Here is a 16,537-nt window from a genome sequence, read left to right as displayed (position 1 = left end):
GTGTGACGGCATTCTTCGACACGGCGGTGCCATGACCCCCGAAAATGAAGCGGCGGCGCGCTACTTCTTCGCCATCACCGCAGCGCTGAGCGGGCTCGAACTGTTCATGCGCGACGACCGCTCGCCGCTCTACCGGCACGGCATCGTCGCCAAGATCGTCGCCGAATACATCGCCCGGCTGGAAAACTCATTCGACTGCTGGCGCAACCGGCTGGGCTTCATGGATACGTTCCGCATTTCGCGCGCCGACAGCGGCTATCCGGTGTTCCAGAATCTGCTCGAATTGGAGAACGACCGCCGACAGGCAGATAGCCGGTTGGCCAACATTCCGCAGGCCGGCGAGTTGCGCGAGGAGATGGCCGACTTCATCCTGCGCCACAAGGAATTGCCTGTGGCGCTGCAAAGGTCGATGGCCGAGCGGCTCTATCTGGAGGGTGTCAAGAGCGAGACCACCTTCGGTCCGTTCACCTTGGCGCAGACGGCCAAAGTCTCGGTCAATCCGAAGACCATGCGGCCTTACTACCTCGTCCACTGGGCCTCGTTCGACGGCAGCGCCAACCTGCCGCTGATCTATATGGTGACGGTCGAGGACTCCTCCGAGAGCATGGTGCGACAGCTCGTCGACGCGAACGGCAAGCTGAACGAGAAGATCGACATTCCGCTTCCTGTCGATGGCCTGCTCAACCCCGAGCTTGCCCACCGCTTCGACGATTTCACCGAGAAGAATTCCGCCTACACGCTGTCGCCGGCGACCATCGCGGTCAATCTCGACAAGGATTTCGAGCCGCTGCACCCGAAGCAGTTGCGGCGCGTCGTGCTCGGCCCGTTCTATTCGGCCGGGATCACCGAGAACAATTCGACCGTTACCGAGGTTCTGGCCAAGGTGCGCAAGCCGGAGAACGCCTGGCTGCTCACTTGGACCATCCAGGAAGTCTTTTCCAAGTCCGAGAAGCCCGGCCGCAAGGGGCTGTTCTCCAGCGAAAAGTCTACGCAGGAATTCTTCATCAACACCGACGACCTCGAAGCGGCGCGCCAAGGCGTCTCCAGCTACGAGAACCACGCGCTGATCCCGCACGAGGCCTATCAGGCGCTCTATGCCGCGGGCGAAGCGCAGAAGATCTTTTCCGGCTACAAGGTCCACATCCTGTCCAAAGGGCAGGTCATCAGCGATGTGTGACCGTCGAATCGCGGAGTATCCGTAATGGACACCGGGCTGACCACGATCTCGGAATCGACAATCGAAAAGCATCGCGCCACCGCGCAGAGCTTTCTTACCCGCATCGTCGTGCTGGAGGATCCATCGCGCGAGTCCGGCACCGCGCTCGCCGGCACCAACCGGCGCTTCGTCTCGACCGTCTCGGCCGGTTCGGTGCGCCGCACGCGCGAGGTCGAACTGTCGAAAACGGTCGCCGCGATCCATCCCGACGACCAGCTGATGAGCATCCCCCAGCACATGCTTCTCTACCGCGCCCGCCGCGGCCTGGCGATCGCGCTGGCCATATCGGATGTCTTTGCCGAGGGATCCGATCTCGAAAGCCTGCAGGCCAAGAACGCGCGTGCCCCGCTCGAAGGCGACGAGGCGGCGACATTCAAGAAGCTGCTGTCGGCCTCCGCCTACGTTTCGGCTTTCAGCTTCGCCTCCTACCTGTTCCAGCTGATCGACAGCGACGGCGAGGCGCCGAACGACAGTCCCGAACCCGACTTCCTGTTCGACACGCCGCAGGACGCGGTGAAGTCGATCGTGGCCGGCCTCGACAAGGCGATTGCCGGCTCGAAGGACGATGCCGATCTGATGACCAGGGCGCGCGCATTCGCCCGCGTCGCCATCGACGGGCTGCTCGCGCGCAAGGGGCGCTTCGACGGCATCGGTCCGTTCGAGAACGCGCATATCCGCATTGATGCCGACGACTTCACCCTCGACGGTTTCGACGTCGCGCCCGGCAAGCGCTTGAAGCCGCTGGTGATGACCTTCAAGAAGCCGGAAGAGGTCGTCGGCAATCACATCGCCAAATACCAGTCGGTGAAGCTCGCCAAGATGCTGATGGCCTATGATTTCGAACGCGAGCTGAACCCCTTCGTCGAGCTCGGCGGCTTTCTGTTCACCTTCATCGGCGACGGCGCGCCAGGCACCGGCAAGACGACGCTGATCCAAATGATCGCCGGCCTCCTCAACAACTATTGTCAGGTGGCCGGCTATCCCTTCGTCTACGAGAATTTCGGCGTCGACCAGATTTCTTCCTACCAGGGCAAATCCGGCCAGAACTGCCGGCAGTTCATCAACAATGTGCTCAATCCGCGGGCCATCGGTTTCGGCACCATCGACGACATCGACCAGGTGGCGGCGCGCCGCTCCGATGACCGCGCATCCGCCGGTCAGCAGGAGATCACGGGCGTCCTCATGGACGCATTCGCCGGCGCTTCCACCGTGGTGCGCGGCAACTGCTCCTTCGGCATGTTTTCCAATTACCCCGAAAATGTCGACGATGCGCTGCGCCAGCGCGCCGGCGCCCGCTGGCTGGTCGACGGCCCGCAGAGCCGCGACGACTACATCGATATCTTCGTGCTGCTCGCCGGCAAGAACCACAAGATCCCGCTGGGCAAGCACGAGCTCTATGCCGCGCAGGAAATCAAGCGCGCCGTGACTGCGGCTTATGAGGAGCACGAGAAGCCGCAGGAAGACGGGCTGATGAAGGTCTATGAGCGCTATATGAAGGAGAACGGCGCGCCGAAGACGATGGCCGATATCGGCACCTACCTGCACATGATCAAGAATGTCGAGCCGCGCTTCACCGGCCGCGCCATCAAGAACGTGACCGACGCCATCAAGATGCGCGCCATGGATATCGAGCTCCCGGAAGACTGGTTCGAGAAGCCGGAAGCCTTCATGCACAAGAGCTACGACGACAAGAAGGCGATGATCGAGGAGTTGCGCGGGCCGTTCTCGATGGACATGGTCATGCAGGAGATCAACCGCTACGCCGATTCCGAATTCCGCTACTCCGACAAGTCCGACGACGCGGCGGTCGAGAAGCTTTTGCGCGACGCGCGGCTCCGCGAACGCGCCGTGCGCGAGATGGAGGAGCTGAAGAACAAGGGGCTTTGGAATGCGTAGGCTTCCTTCGCTGCCCGCAAGTGCGGAAGGATGTGGTGCCAACGTCGGCGCCTCCCTCTCCCCGTCCTTCACGGGGAGAGGGTAAGGGTGAGGGGCAGCGCCGTGCGTGGACCAGAAGTCGCTACAACGAAACGGGCAAGACGCCTCCGGCACTCGGATAACGACGCGGAAACAGCTCTTTGGATGGAACTGCGCGACAGACGATTGAATGGCCATAAGTTTGTGCGGCAGTTTCCGATAGGCAATTATTTCGCTGATTTTGCCTGCAGGGAGTGCCAGCTCGTTGTCGAGGTCGATGGCAGCCAGCATGCAGGCAACAGCTACGACCAGATCAGGGATCGCTTCCTGGTCTCAAACAATTGGTCCGTTCTCCGCTTCTGGAATGTCGATGTCTTGAAGAAGCGGGATGAGGTGCTCGAAACCATACTTGCTGCGATCGAATGCCGTCTCGATCGTCTGATCGAGACGCACGAGCTTCGATTTATTGCTGCCAGCGGCTACGGGGAGACAAATCTTTGATCGTTGGCGCCGCCCCTCACCCTTACCCTCTCCCCGTCAAGAACGGGGAGAGGGGGGCGTCGGCGTTGCCGCTTCGCCTTTCGAGGCTACATCCGTCGGACCTTTGCCAATGACCCATCCCGCTAAAAAGCCCGACCTTCTGCGCGACAACGAGCTGATCTATGGCAGGCTGCTCGTCGTCGATGAGCCGCATCTCATCCAGCGCTACAACAAGGCTCTCGTCGCCTTCGGCCTCGAGCCGACCAAGCTGAAGAGCTTCCAGATCGACCGCACCGGTTTCTCGCCCGAGGTGGCCGAGGAATGCGGCGATTACGGCTATCTCGATCCCAACGAGGTCAACCGCCGCTTCATCATCCTGACGCCGTCGCAGATCGATTTGCCGGTCGTGCACACCGCCTTCTCCAACACCTCGCAGCTGATGTTCGAGTTCATGTCCAAGAACCAGCGCGCCATCGACGCGCTGACGATCAAGGACGTCATCTACGGCGAGATCGAGGACTCCGTCCCCAAGGTCGACGACATCGAGGACCTGCTGTCGATCAATCAGGTCGAGTTCAAGGTATTGTCGGCCGAGGACGTGCTCGGCAAGGCGGCCGAGCTCGGCAAGCTGGTCGACCGGCTGAAGCAGGAACCCGACGCCTGGCGCGACAACGCCATGCTCGAGCGCATGGTCGGCCTCGCCAAGGTCTGCGGCGACATCCGCGAGAACGCGCTGGTGCCCGATCAGGTGATCTTCCGCCACAACGCCTACTGGACCAGCCATTTCGGCGGGCTCTACGTCTTCGTCGACCCGGACATGACGACGGTGATCAGCGATCCGGCTGCGCCCGGCTTCCGCCGCTCGCGGCCCTGGCAGGTGAGCTATCTGTCGATCAACGACGCCGACAAGGTATTCCGCTTCCTCGCCGCCACGGGCCGTCTTGACCTGCCGCGCGCTTCCTGGATCGAGACCTCGGGCTATCTGGAGCACCGCGCCGAGATGGTGGTGAGGGCACTGATCCGCGATGCCGAGCCCAACCGCAACTTGACGGACGTCGACAAGGTCTGGCTGCAGACCTGGATCCACAGCCATGCCGACCTGATTGCCAGCGACGGCAATTTCCCTTTCCTCAACGCCGCCAAGCGCGAGATCGCCCAGTTCGGCCACCTGAAGCTTGAAGATGTGCCGCCGCGCCAGCGCTTCCTGGTTGTGCGCGCCAAGCCCGATCATCCCGATGCCTGGCTCACCAATCAGTTGATCTCGGATTTCGTGCCACAGGACTTCGTCTCGCGCTACGTCTTCAATAAACCGGGCTTCTACAAGGACTTCGACGGCTTCAGCGATGCGTGGCGATCGCATGTTGTGGACGTTCTGAAAACCACATATTTGAAGGACAAGGCGGCATTCCGCGCGCGCCTTTACGGCTTGACGGACTGAGGGGGGACGAGAGCCATGCTTGATCCGATCGTGAGTTTCTTCACCCGGATTTTCCAGTGGATCGGCCGGCATGGGCATTATTCTCTGGCCGTTCATATGGGCCGGCCGCTGGTACGGCCAGCGCGGCTGGATCCTGAAGGCGGTGGTCGGCCTTGCCTTGCTGGTTTTGATCGGCCTTTACGGCCAACTTCTTCTACGCCACCCAGTGGTGGAACAATTTCGCCCCGGACACCCTGAACACCGAGGCTTCGTTCGTCCGGCATTATTCTGCTGCGCCGTTTTTTTGTTTTCCATATGGGATTCCGCGCCGCTTTCCTGGCTGAACGGCTACGATCGTGGGCCGCTGGTACGGCCAGCGCGGCTGGATCCTGAAGGCGGTGGTCGGCCTTGCCTTGCTGGTTTTGATCGGCCTTTACGCCAACTTCTTCTACGCCACCCAGTGGTGGAACAATTTCGACCCGAACTATCCTGACAAATACACCTTCGAGAAGCGCAGCGTCTCGGCCGGCGAGCAGGTCTCCGCCGGCGCTGGCACCGACACCGCCAAGACCTGCGGCAACTCAGGGATAGCCCAGGTGGCTGCCGATCTGACGGACTTCAACGTCAACCAGAATGCCTGGGTCTCCTCGATGATCCTTTACAAGCTCGGCTTGTTCGGCATCGACTGGGACCATACGCCGTGGATGGACAACAAGGCCTCTTTTCAGCGCGGCATCAACCAGGCGGTCCGGCGCACCGCCACCGAGCTTGCCGACAATCTCGGCCGCGTGCGCACCACCTCGCAGATCGACGCCGACCTGCAGGATGCACGCGGCAATCTGCAATTCGACGAAGAGACCTGGTATTTCGGCCTCAACCCGTTCGGCCCCAAGACGCCGACGCCGAGCTACTACCGCGACGCGGTGCGCAAGCTGCGCTCCTTCAACGCTCGCCTTGCCAGTTGTCAGGCGACGTTCGATGCCCGCGCCGACAATCTGAAGCAATATATCGACCGCATCGCCAGCGACATCGGCTCGACCTCCGCGATCTTGAAGGAGCGCGCCGAGAACCATAATGACGGCTGGTTCGACTTCCGCGCCGACGACCGCTTCTGGTTCGCCTATGGCCAGCTCTACGCCTATTACGGCCTGATGAAAGCGGCGCAGGCCGACTTTGAGGACGTGATCAAGGAAAAGCACCTGCAGAATTTGTGGGACACCATGGACGCGCAATTCGTCTCGGCACTGCGCATCCAGCCCTTCATCATCGCCAACGGCCGCGAGGACGGCTGGCTGCTGCCGACGCATCTGACGACCATGGGCTTCTATATCCTGCGCGTGCGCTCCAACATGGTCGAGATCAGCAACGTGCTCAGCCAATAGCGCTGCCGCCACCGCAGCACGGTGGCGGATTTGCGCCGTCGCGTCTGTCGCATTCCGCGCATTGCGCGGCTGTTTTGAGACGGCGGAACGATCCCTGCTCTGGCTTCTATACGCTCGCAACGACCGGGCGCCAAAGACCCTTGGGAAGGTCGGCCGGGAACGCATAATTTCTTCACAGGAAACATAGTTGCATGGAAGTTGACGCCGTGACCGCGACAGGGTTAGAACATGCCCTTGCGTCCGGGCGGAAACGCAGAACCGCCCTGTTTCCTCGTTTTCACGCAATTCCGGACGGAAGACCGGCTCACACTTTTCCTGGAATTGCTTTAGTGATCGAACCCGTCCCCTCCACCGCACAATCCAGAGGAAAGCCGTCATGGCCGAAGTGAAGTCCGACATCGAGATCGCGCGCGCCGCCAGGAAGAAACCGATCCAGGAGATCGGCGCCAAGATCGGCATCCCTTACGAGCACCTTTTGCCCTATGGCCACGACAAGGCGAAGGTCTCGGCCGAATTCATCAAATCGGTGAGGGGCAACAAGGACGGCAAGCTGATCCTCGTCACCGCCATCAACCCGACGCCGGCCGGCGAAGGCAAGACGACCACCACGGTCGGCCTCGGCGACGGCCTCAACCGCATCGGCAAGAAGGCGATCGTGTGCATCCGCGAAGCCTCGCTCGGCCCGAACTTCGGCATGAAGGGTGGCGCCGCCGGCGGCGGCCTGGCCCAGGTGGTGCCGATGGACGATATGAACCTCCACTTCACCGGCGACTTCCACGCCATCACCACGGCCCACAACCTGCTTTCGGCGCTGATCGACAACCACATCTACTGGGGCAACGAGCTCGGCATCGATACCCGCCGCGTCGCCTGGCGCCGCGTCATGGACATGAACGACCGGGCGCTGCGCGAGATCATCTGTTCGCTGGGAGGCGTCGCCAACGGCTTCCCCCGTGAAGCAGGCTTCGACATCACCGTCGCTTCGGAAGTCATGGCGATCCTGTGCCTTGCCACCGACCTCAAGGATCTTGAGAAGCGCCTCGGCGACATCATCGTTGCCTACCGCCGCGACAAGTCGCCGGTCTATGCCCGCGATCTTAAGGCCGACGGCGCCATGGCCGTGCTTTTGAAGGACGCCATCCAGCCCAACCTGGTGCAGACGCTGGAGAACAACCCGGCCTTCGTGCATGGCGGCCCGTTCGCCAACATCGCGCATGGCTGCAACTCGGTCGTCGCCACCACGACGGCGCTGAAGCTTGCCGACTACGTCGTGACCGAAGCCGGCTTCGGCGCCGACCTGGGAGCCGAAAAATTCTTCGACATCAAGTGCCGCAAGGCCGGGCTCCAGCCGGCGGCCGCCGTGATCGTCGCCACCGTGCGCGCCATGAAGATGAATGGCGGCGTCAAGAAGGAAGATCTCGGCAAGGAAAACATCGAAGCAGTCAAGAAGGGCTGCCTCAACCTCGGCCGTCACATCGAGAACGTGAAGCAGTTCGGCGTGCCGGCGGTGGTGGCGATCAACCACTTCACCACCGACACCGACGCCGAGATCCAGGCGATGAAGGACTTCGTCAAGGCGCAGGGCGCCGAGGCGATCCTGTGCAAGCACTGGGCTCAAGGCTCGGCCGGCATCGAGGACCTGGCGAAGAAGGTCGTCGAGATCGCCGAATCCGGCGCCTCGCAGTTCTCGCCGCTTTACCCGGACGAGATGCCGCTGTTCGAGAAGGTCAACACCATCGTCAAGCGCATCTATCGCGGCGACGAGGCGATCGCCGACAAATCGATCCGCGACCAGCTGCATGCGTGGGAACAGGCAGGCTACGGCAATCTGCCGGTCTGCATGGCCAAGACCCAGTACTCCTTCTCGACCGACCCAAACCTGCGCGGCGCGCCGACCGGCCATACCGTGCCGGTGCGCGAGGTCAGGCTCTCGGCCGGCGCCGGCTTCGTCGTCATCATCTGCGGCGAGATCATGACCATGCCCGGCCTGCCCAAGTCGCCCTCCTCGGAGAAGATCTTCCTCAACGAGCAGGGCCAGATCGAGGGCCTGTTCTAGGCAGCGTTGGGAGCTGAAACGACCAAGGGCGCCGCACTGCTGCGGTGCCCTTTTTCTTTCGGCGTTGGTGCGGCTAAAGCAATTCCAGGAAAGTGTGAGCGGTTTTCCGTCTGGAATTGCGTCAAAAACAAAAAGCCAGAGCATTTCGCCGTTTCCGTGAAACGGTGAAATGCTTAGGCAGCGTTCCGCTTTAGCGCCCGCTGGTTCGACGCATAGATCGTGTCGCGCTCCGGCAGGGCGCCGGTCTTCAGGCAATCGATCCATTCGGCGGTCTTGAGCACCGCGGCGAAGCGCGACTGCAGCACCACGCTCACCACGCGATGGATGTCTTCGGCAGACGCGTAGCCGGCGCTGTTGGCGTAGGGAACCGAGCCGCTGGCATCCGAGAGGAACTCGACGGCAAAGCCCAAATGCACCGCATGGATGATGGTCGACAGGTCGCAATTATGCGTCATGTAGCCGACGACCGCGATCGTATCGATGTGGTTGGCGCGTAGCCAGTTCTCGAGGTCGGTGCCTGTGAAGGCGGAGGGCAGCGTCTTCTCGACATAGTGGTCGCGGGCGCGCCCGGCGATCTCGGGATGCAGTTCGCCGCCATGGCTGCCCTTGGCGAAGATCGGCGAAGTCTCCGGCGCCATCTGCTTCACGACAACGACCTTGATGCCGGCAGCAGTGGCGGCGTCCATGGCGCGCGCCACGTTGGCGACGCTGTCGGCGAAGGGCGGATGCTGGATGGCGAGATTGCCGCCATTGTAGTCGTTCTGGACATCGACGACGACGAGTGCGCGGCGTGGCTGGGTGGCTGGTGCTGACATGGCGGTTCCTTTCGAGCGGGTTGATAGGTGGCGAAGCTAGGCCGAACATCTATTCCCCGAAAGTGGCCCAATTGACATTATTCGAAAAAATTGGGACACTCCTTGCCGTAACCTTGTGATGTCTGCCATGCGCAATCCGATCGTCGCCGTCGTCGCCTTCGACGGCATCAGCCCGTTCCACCTTTCCGTGCCTTGCCTGGTCTTCGGCGCGGATCGCACCAAGCTCGGCCTGCCGAGCTTCGATTTCCGCGTCTGCGCGGCGGAGCAAGGACCTATCCATACCGATGCCGGTTTGAGCATTTCGGTCCCGCACGATCTTTCGGCGCTCGACCAGGCCGACATCGTCATCATCCCAAGCTGGAAAGAGCTCGATGCTCCTCTGGCCGCGCCGCTCAAGCATGCGCTTGAACGGGCACATAAGCGCGGCGCGCTGATCGTCGGCCTCTGCCTCGGCACCTTCGCCATCGCCGCCGCCGGACTGCTGGCGGGACGCAAGGCCACCACGCATTGGGCCTATACCGACCAGTTGCAGACGCTGCACCCCGATATCGCCGTCGATGCCGACGTGCTCTATGTCGATGAAGGCGACATCGTTACCTCGGCCGGCGTCGCCGCCGGGCTGGACTGCTGCCTGCACATTGTGCGCGCCCGCTACGGCGCCGAGGCAGCGCTTCGGCTCGCCCGCCACGTCGTGCTGTCGCCGCACCGGCAGGGTGGACAGGCTCAGTTCATCGAGCGACCGCTCGCGCCGACGCCAAACGCCGACCGGTTCACAAAGGCACTTGACGGGGTGCGGGCAACGCTTGGCGAAGCTCACACTCTGGACAGCGTCGCCGAAGCAGCTGGCCTCACCCGCCGCACCTTCACGCGTCGCTTCCAGAAGACGACCGGCACCAGCTTCGGCAGTTGGCTGGCCGAACAGCGCTTGGCGCTGGCGCAGAGGCTGCTGGAACAGACCGACAAATCGATGGACATGGTGGCCTTCGAGGCCGGCTTCGGCAGCGCCACGTCGCTGCGCCAGCATTTCGCGGCACGGCTCAGAACCTCGCCGATGCAGTACCGGCGCGAATTCTCGAAGGGCAGCGCACGGGTCGCCCTCAGCGGCGTGTAGCCATCCGCGCCGGGTTGCCGACCACGGTCGCATTGGCCGGAACGTCGCGCGTCACCACCGCGCCGGCGCCGACGATGGCGCCTTCGCCGATGCTGACGCCGGCGAGGATCACCGCGCTGCCGCCGATCCACGCGTTGTCGCCGATCGTCACCGATTTGGCGATCTCCAATCCGGCCAGCCGCCCGGCGGCCTCGCGGTGATGCTCGGCGCAATAGATCTGCACATTGGGGCCAAGCAGCGTCCTCCTGCCGATCTTCACCGGAGCGGTATCGAGAATGGTGCAACCGGCGTTCAGGAAGGCGCCCTCGCCGAGAAACAGGTTGAAGCCGTAAGCGCAGTGGAACGGCGCCTCGATGCGCGCGCCCTCGCCTAGGCCGCCGAGCAGCGCTCGCAGTGTCGCGCCGATGTCGCCGCGCTGCCGGGGCGGCATGCTGTTGTGCTCGAACACTGCGTCGCGGGCGGCCACCCGCATCGCCTCCAGCTCCGGGTCGATGCAGCTATACCATTCACCCGCCGCCATCTTCATGCGCTCGCTTGTCGTCATGGCTGCTCCTCCATTCCCGTCCCGCTGCCAAAGCACAATCCGCCCGACCGGAAAAGCCCATGGCCAAACGCCAGGCCTATGCTAGCTTGCCATCCGCGGAACCGTGCGGAGCTCCGAATTTGAGGGGATGATGATGCTCTACATTCTGGCATTGCTGATTGGCGTCGTCGCCGGCCTTCGCGCCATGATCGCGCCAGCGACCGTTGCCTGGGGTTCGTATCTCGGCTGGATCCCGGTTGCCGGCACCTGGGCAAGCTTCATGGGCCACTGGATCGCGGTCGGCATGTTCACCGTCCTGGCGATTGTCGAACTCGTCACCGACCAGTTGCCGTCGACGCCGAGCCGCAAGGTGCCGCAGCAGTTCGGCGCGCGCATCGTGACCGGCGCCTTCTGCGGCGCGGTGATCGGCGCCACGGTCGGCGCCACCATCGGCGGCCTCATCGCCGGCGCGATCGGCGCGGTGATCGGCACGCTGGGCGGCGCGGAAGCACGCGCCAGGATGGCTGCCGCCTTCGGCAAGGATCCGCCCGCCGCCTTCATCGAGGACGCGGTGGCGATCATCGGCGGCCTGCTGATCGTGGCGGCGGTCGCATGAGCGCGAAAAACTTCGACGCCATTGTCATCGGCGCCGGCCAGGCCGGCCCTTCGCTCGCCGGCCGGCTCGACGCCGCCGGCATGAGCGTTGCGCTGATCGAGCGCAAGCTTATTGGCGGAACCTGCGTCAACACCGGCTGCATGCCGACCAAGGCGATGGTGGCGAGCGCCTACGCCGCGCATCTTGCCCGCCGCGCCGCCGACTATGGCGTCGCGCTCTCCGGTCCGGTCGGGGTCGACTATCAAAGGATCAAGGCACGCAAGGACAAGGTGACCAACGATGCCCGCGGCAATCTCGAAAGCTGGATCGCGGGGATGAAGGGCTGCACGCTTTATCGCGGCCATGCCAGGTTCGAATCCGCTAATACAGTGCGCGTCGCCGACGACCTGCTGACCGCGCCAAAAATCTTCCTCAACACCGGCGGCCGCGCCTCCGTGCCGGACCTGCCCGGCGTCAACGACGTCCCCTATCTCACCAACTCCTCGATGATGGATCTCGATGTGCTGCCCAGCCATCTGGTCGTCGTCGGCGGCAGCTATATCTCGCTCGAATTCGCCCAGATGTTCCGCCGTTTCGGCTCCGAGGTCACGGTGATCGAGAAAGCGCCGCGGCTGACGGGCCGCGAGGACGAGGACGTCTCGGCCGCGATCCAGTCGATCCTCGAAAACGAAGGCATCACCGTCCATGTCGGCGCCGAGGACATCGGCTTCGCCAGGCAGGGCAACGGTATTGCCGTGACCTTCTCTGCCGGCAAGCCGCCGGCGGTCGGCTCGCATGTGCTGCTGGCGCTCGGCCGCGTCCCCAACACCGACGACCTCGGCCTCGACAAGGCCGGCGTCGAGGTCGACAAGCGCGGCTACATCGTCGTCGACGACCAGTTGCGCACCAATGTGCCCGGCATTTGGGCCATGGGCGACTGCAACGGCAAGGGCGCCTTCACCCACACCTCCTACAACGACTACGAGATCGTCGCCGCCAATCTGCTCGACAACGATCCGCGCAAGGTCAGCGACCGCATCGAGGCCTATGCGCTCTACATCGATCCGCCGCTCGGCCGCTGCGGCATGACCGAGACCGCTGTCAAGAAATCCGGCCGCCGCGCGCTTGTCGGCCAGCGGCCGATGACCCGTGTCGGCCGCGCCGTCGAAAAGGGCGAGACGCAAGGTTTCATGAAGATCCTGGCCGACGCCGACACCGGCGAGATCCTCGGCTGTTCGGTGCTCGGACCGGGCGGCGACGAGGCGATCCACTCAGTGCTCGATCTGATGTATGCCAAGGCGCCGATCTCGACGCTGGCGCGCGCCATGCACATCCACCCCAACGTCTCGGAGCTTCTGCCGACCATCGCCCAAGACTTGAAGCCGCTGGCCTAACGCCAGATCGCCGCTCCACGTCGGGGCCTCTCGGTCTTGGCAAACAGTGCTCAAGGCGTCCGACGGTTGGCTTGCGCCTATCGCGCGGGCGGACTGGACCACTGACACCCGGGCCGTAACCATGCATGCCTGGCCACCCACCGGAGGAACCCCGTGCAAAAGACCATCGAGCGCATCGCAGGCGACAGCGAAGGCGTTGCTTACGAATTCCCGGTTTTCCGCTTCGAGGGCACGGACAAGGCGGCGCCCTCGGCCTATGTGCAGGCGGCGCTTCATGCCGGAGAATTGCCGGGTGTCGTCGCCATCGACGCGCTGATGCCGATGCTTGCCAAGGCGGAAGCGGAAGGCCGCATCAGGGGCGCCATCACGTTGGTGCCCTGGGCCAATCCAATCGGCCGGGCGCAATACCATTTCGGCGAGCACCAGGGCCGATTCAATCTCGGCACCCGCACCAACTTCAACCGTGCTTTCCCGCTGCTTGCCGCGCCGGACGCCAAGCTTTTAGCGGATGTCAACCTCGGCGGCGCCGATCGCCGGCTGAAGAAGCGGCTCGTCCAACTCTCGCTCGGCAACGACATCGTGCTCGATCTCCACTGCGACGATGAGGGCCTTGCCTATCTCTACATCCACACCAGCCTGTGGCCGCATATGGCCGACTGCGCGGCTGCGATGGGCATCGATGCCGTCCTGCTGTGGAGCGAGGACAGTAGCGGCACCTTCGAGGGCGCCTCGATCATGCCCTATCAAAATGTGCCTGCGAGCGTCGCGCGCTTCGACCGGCGCGTCGCCACCACGGTCGAATATCGCGGCATGCTGGATGTCGACAGCGGCTTGGCCGCCTCCGATGCCGCCGGCCTCTACCGCTTGCTGGTGACGCGCGGCGTCATCCAGGACCCTTCCGTCCCGAAGGCGAGCAGCTTCTCCGGCGCCGTCGTACCGCTGGAAAACATCGAGATGATGCCTTCGCCCAAGGCCGGCGCCATCCTTTACGACGTCAAGCCCGGCGACCGCGTCAACAAGGGCGACCGGCTGGCGACGATCGTCCATGCGCCCGGCGAAGCCGGCGGCCGCACCGAGGTGTTCGCGCCCCAGTCGGGTTTCATCCTGACCCGTCGTTCGCGCCGCATCATCCGCGCCGGCGAGGATCTTTTGAAGCTTGCCGGCGACAAGAGGAGCGCCGACGCGCGCTCCGGCACGCTGGAGGACTGACGGGCCGGCTTTACCGTTCGCGTGAAATCCAGTTGCGCGGGCCGTCATTCGCCGCTATGGGAGTCGCCATGAACATGCGTTCGAACAAGACCGTTTGGTGGTGGGCTCGCTGACAGCGGCCGGTTCGAACGCGCATGCGTGAAAATGAGGGTGGCCGCAGCGGAATGTCCGGGCGGCCATTTGTTTTTCCAAGCCATTCCCGGGTCCGTTGCCCAAAACGCTGATGGAGACGGCAATGACGACTACAGTTCTGGACAACGGGGCGGAGCGCTTCGTCACCGCGGGCGGGGTGACGATCACCCGCGAACGCCATGACCAGCCCTATAAAGGCGCGATTGACGCCTATGTCGACGGCCTGAATTCCCGCCGCGGCGCGGTGTTCTCCTCGAACTACGAATATCCGGGCCGTTACACGCGCTGGGACACGGCCATCATCGATCCGCCGCTGGTGATCTCGGCGCGCGGCCGCGCCATGCGCATCGAGGCGCTCAACCAGCGCGGCGAAGTGCTGCTGCCGGTGATCGGCAAGGCGCTTGGCGAGCTGAGCGAGGTGGCGATTGCCGAGAGCTCGAAAAAGCTGATCCGCCTCGATGTCGCCAAGCCCGGCCGCGTCTTCACCGAGGAAGAGCGCAGCCGCGTGCCGTCCGTCTTCACGGTGCTGCGCGCCATCACGGCTTTGTTCAAGACTGCCGAGGACGCCAATCTCGGCCTTTACGGCGCCTTCGGCTACGATCTCGCCTTCCAGTTCGACCCGGTCGACTACAAGCTCGAGCGTAAGCAGAGCCAGCGCGACCTGGTGCTGTTCCTGCCCGACGAGATCCTCGTCGTCGACCACTATTCGACCAAGGCCTGGACCGACCGCTACGACTATTCCGGCGAAGGGTTTTCCACGGAAGGCTTGGCCCGCGATGCTCATGTCGAGCCGTTCAGGACCGCCGACCGCATCCCGCCGCGCGGCGATCACGAACCCGGCGAATATGCCATTTTGGTGCGCCGGGCGATGGAGAGCTTCAAGCGCGGCGACCTGTTCGAGGTCGTGCCTGGACAGATGTTCTACGAGCGTTGCGAGACCCAGCCCTCCGACATTTCCCGCAAGCTGAAGTCGATCAACCCCTCTCCCTATTCCTTCTTCATCAATCTCGGTGAAAACGAGTATCTGATCGGCGCCTCGCCGGAGATGTTCGTGCGCGTCAACGGCCGTCGGGTCGAGACCTGCCCTATCTCCGGCACCATCAAGCGCGGCGACGACGCCATCTCCGACAGCGAGCAGATCCTCAAGCTGCTCAACTCCAAGAAGGACGAGTCCGAGCTCACCATGTGCTCGGACGTCGACCGCAACGACAAGTCGCGCGTCTGCGAGCCGGGCTCGGTGCGCGTCATCGGCCGCCGCCAGATCGAGATGTATTCGCGCCTGATCCACACCGTCGATCACATCGAGGGACGGCTGCGCGAAGGCATGGACGCCTTCGACGCCTTCCTGTCACACGCCTGGGCGGTCACCGTCACCGGCGCGCCGAAGCTGTGGGCCATGCGCTTCATCGAGCAGAACGAGAAGAGCCCGCGCGCCTGGTATGGCGGGGCGATCGGCATGGTCAATTTCAACGGCGACATGAACACCGGGCTGACGCTGCGCACCATCCGCATCAAGGACGGTATCGCCGAAGTGCGCGCCGGCGCCACATTGCTTTTCGACAGCGTTCCTGAGGAAGAAGAAGCCGAAACCGAACTGAAGGCATCCGCCATGCTCTCCGCCATACGCGACGCCAAGACCGGCAACGCCGCAGGCACCGAACGCACCACCGCGCGCGTCGGCGACGGCGTCAACATCCTGCTCGTCGACCACGAGGACTCGTTCGTCCACACGCTGGCCAACTACTTCCGCCAGACCGGCGCCACTGTTTCCACCGTGCGCACGCCGGTGCCGGAAGAGGTGTTCGAGCGGCTGAAGCCCGATCTCGTCGTGCTCTCCCCCGGCCCGGGTACGCCGAAGGATTTCGATTGCGCCGCGACCATCAGACGAGCGCGCGCCCGCGACCTGCCGGTCTTCGGCGTCTGTCTCGGCCTGCAGGCGCTGGCCGAAGCCTATGGCGGCGAGTTGCGGCAGTTGCACATTCCGATGCACGGCAAGCCCTCGCGCATCCGTGTCTCGAAGCCGGGCATCATCTTCTCGGGGCTGCCCAAGGAAGTGACCGTCGGCCGCTATCATTCGATCTTCGCCGATCCGGTGCGTCTGCCCGAAGGTTTCGTGGTGACGGCCGAGACCGAGGACGGCGTCATCATGGCCTTCGAGCACCGCAAGGAGCCGATCGCCGCCGTTCAGTTCCACCCGGAATCGATCATGACGCTCGGCCACAATGCCGGCATGCGCATCATCGAGAACATCGTTGCGCATCTGCCGCGCAAGGCCAAGGAAAAGGCTGCCTAG

At 63.6% G+C, this 16,537-nt stretch carries 13 protein-coding genes and 1 pseudogene; 12 read left to right on the top strand and 2 right to left on the bottom strand.

The genetic code is table 11. The features are described from left to right. The first annotated feature begins 31 nt into the window (after positions 1 to 31). The 7 genes and pseudogenes from EJ078_RS21080 (at position 32) to EJ078_RS21055 (ending at position 8,465) form a co-directional block, all read left to right on the top strand. Positions 32 to 1,177: a hypothetical protein gene (locus tag EJ078_RS21080; RefSeq protein ID WP_127215404.1), complete on the top strand. Its 1,146-nt coding sequence runs from the start codon at positions 32 to 34 to the stop codon at positions 1,175 to 1,177. A 24-nt stretch (positions 1,178 to 1,201) separates the two neighbouring features. After that, positions 1,202 to 3,112: an ATP-binding protein gene (locus EJ078_RS21075; RefSeq protein WP_208720803.1), complete on the top strand. Its 1,911-nt coding sequence runs from the start codon at positions 1,202 to 1,204 to the stop codon at positions 3,110 to 3,112. Positions 3,113 to 3,214: 102 nt separating this feature from the next. Then, complete coding sequence (locus tag EJ078_RS21070; RefSeq protein WP_127215410.1) at positions 3,215 to 3,631, top strand: DUF559 domain-containing protein; 417 nt, start codon at positions 3,215 to 3,217, stop codon at positions 3,629 to 3,631. Positions 3,632 to 3,740: 109 nt separating this feature from the next. After that, the gene (locus EJ078_RS21065; RefSeq protein WP_127215402.1) at positions 3,741 to 5,048 is read left to right on the top strand and encodes a DUF6638 family protein; all 1,308 of its coding nucleotides are present in this window, start codon (positions 3,741 to 3,743) and stop codon (positions 5,046 to 5,048) included. A gap of 15 nt (positions 5,049 to 5,063) precedes the next feature. Further along, positions 5,064 to 5,278 (top strand): annotated as a pseudogene (locus EJ078_RS30470) (DUF2333 domain-containing protein); the annotation flags it as partial. 105 nt (positions 5,279 to 5,383) lie between these two features. After that, entirely contained in the window at positions 5,384 to 6,409 is a 1,026-nt protein-coding gene (locus EJ078_RS21060) for a DUF2333 family protein (RefSeq protein WP_245458886.1), read from the top strand. Positions 6,410 to 6,785: 376 nt separating this feature from the next. Continuing rightward, positions 6,786 to 8,465 (top strand): formate--tetrahydrofolate ligase, encoded by a 1,680-nt coding sequence (locus EJ078_RS21055; RefSeq protein ID WP_067326468.1) that lies wholly within the window; start codon positions 6,786 to 6,788, stop codon positions 8,463 to 8,465. Positions 8,466 to 8,638: 173 nt separating this feature from the next. Here the strand turns inward: EJ078_RS21055 and EJ078_RS21050 are convergent, their stop codons facing one another. Then, positions 8,639 to 9,280: a cysteine hydrolase family protein gene (locus tag EJ078_RS21050; protein WP_067326464.1), complete on the bottom strand. Its 642-nt coding sequence runs from the start codon at positions 9,278 to 9,280 to the stop codon at positions 8,639 to 8,641. Between the two features lie 127 nt (positions 9,281 to 9,407). Here EJ078_RS21050 and EJ078_RS21045 point away from each other — a divergent pair, with 127 nt between their 5' ends. Beyond that, positions 9,408 to 10,391, top strand: a complete 984-nt coding sequence (locus tag EJ078_RS21045; RefSeq protein WP_095823297.1) for a helix-turn-helix domain-containing protein — start codon at positions 9,408 to 9,410, stop codon at positions 10,389 to 10,391. On the opposite strand, the gene EJ078_RS21040 is transcribed toward EJ078_RS21045, so the two are convergent. After that, on the bottom strand, positions 10,378 to 10,935 hold the full coding sequence (locus EJ078_RS21040) for a sugar O-acetyltransferase (RefSeq protein ID WP_127217207.1): 558 nt from the start codon (positions 10,933 to 10,935) through the stop codon (positions 10,378 to 10,380). The genes EJ078_RS21045 and EJ078_RS21040 overlap by 14 nt on opposite strands. 133 nt (positions 10,936 to 11,068) lie before the next feature. On the opposite strand from EJ078_RS21040, the gene EJ078_RS21035 reads away from it, so the two are divergent. The 4 genes from EJ078_RS21035 to EJ078_RS21020 all read left to right on the top strand — a co-directional run bounded on the left by EJ078_RS21035 (position 11,069) and on the right by EJ078_RS21020 (position 16,537). Then, entirely contained in the window at positions 11,069 to 11,530 is a 462-nt protein-coding gene (locus EJ078_RS21035) for a DUF4126 domain-containing protein (RefSeq protein ID WP_127217208.1), read from the top strand. After that, entirely contained in the window at positions 11,527 to 12,903 is a 1,377-nt protein-coding gene (locus EJ078_RS21030; protein WP_127217209.1) for an FAD-containing oxidoreductase, read from the top strand. Before EJ078_RS21035 ends, EJ078_RS21030 begins: the two co-directional genes overlap by 4 nt. Positions 12,904 to 13,056: 153 nt before the next feature. After that, a complete protein-coding gene (locus EJ078_RS21025; protein WP_127404092.1) occupies positions 13,057 to 14,112 on the top strand; it encodes a succinylglutamate desuccinylase/aspartoacylase family protein in 1,056 nt (351 codons plus the stop codon). A 235-nt stretch (positions 14,113 to 14,347) separates the two neighbouring features. Continuing rightward, positions 14,348 to 16,537, top strand: coding sequence for an anthranilate synthase (locus EJ078_RS21020; protein ID WP_127216585.1), 2,190 nt, complete (start codon positions 14,348 to 14,350; stop codon positions 16,535 to 16,537).

The sequence above is a fragment of the Mesorhizobium sp. M1A.F.Ca.IN.022.06.1.1 genome (genome assembly GCF_003952605.1).
Lineage (GTDB): Bacteria > Pseudomonadota > Alphaproteobacteria > Rhizobiales > Rhizobiaceae > Mesorhizobium.
The sequence above is the reverse complement of the archived record's forward strand: the minus strand, read 5'-3'. Positions and strand labels throughout refer to the sequence as shown.

Coding starts and splice junctions, on each gene's coding strand:
- EJ078_RS21080 (WP_127215404.1), top strand. CDS start 32: ATGACCCCCGAAAATGAAGCGGCGGCGCGCTACTTCTTCGCCATCACC.
- EJ078_RS21075 (WP_208720803.1), top strand. CDS start 1,202: ATGGACACCGGGCTGACCACGATCTCGGAATCGACAATCGAAAAGCAT.
- EJ078_RS21065 (WP_127215402.1), top strand. CDS start 3,741: ATGACCCATCCCGCTAAAAAGCCCGACCTTCTGCGCGACAACGAGCTG.
- EJ078_RS21055 (WP_067326468.1), top strand. CDS start 6,786: ATGGCCGAAGTGAAGTCCGACATCGAGATCGCGCGCGCCGCCAGGAAG.
- EJ078_RS21050 (WP_067326464.1), bottom strand. CDS start 9,280: ATGTCAGCACCAGCCACCCAGCCACGCCGCGCACTCGTCGTCGTCGAT.
- EJ078_RS21045 (WP_095823297.1), top strand. CDS start 9,408: ATGCGCAATCCGATCGTCGCCGTCGTCGCCTTCGACGGCATCAGCCCG.
- EJ078_RS21040 (WP_127217207.1), bottom strand. CDS start 10,935: ATGACGACAAGCGAGCGCATGAAGATGGCGGCGGGTGAATGGTATAGC.
- EJ078_RS21035 (WP_127217208.1), top strand. CDS start 11,069: ATGCTCTACATTCTGGCATTGCTGATTGGCGTCGTCGCCGGCCTTCGC.
- EJ078_RS21030 (WP_127217209.1), top strand. CDS start 11,527: ATGAGCGCGAAAAACTTCGACGCCATTGTCATCGGCGCCGGCCAGGCC.
- EJ078_RS21020 (WP_127216585.1), top strand. CDS start 14,348: ATGACGACTACAGTTCTGGACAACGGGGCGGAGCGCTTCGTCACCGCG.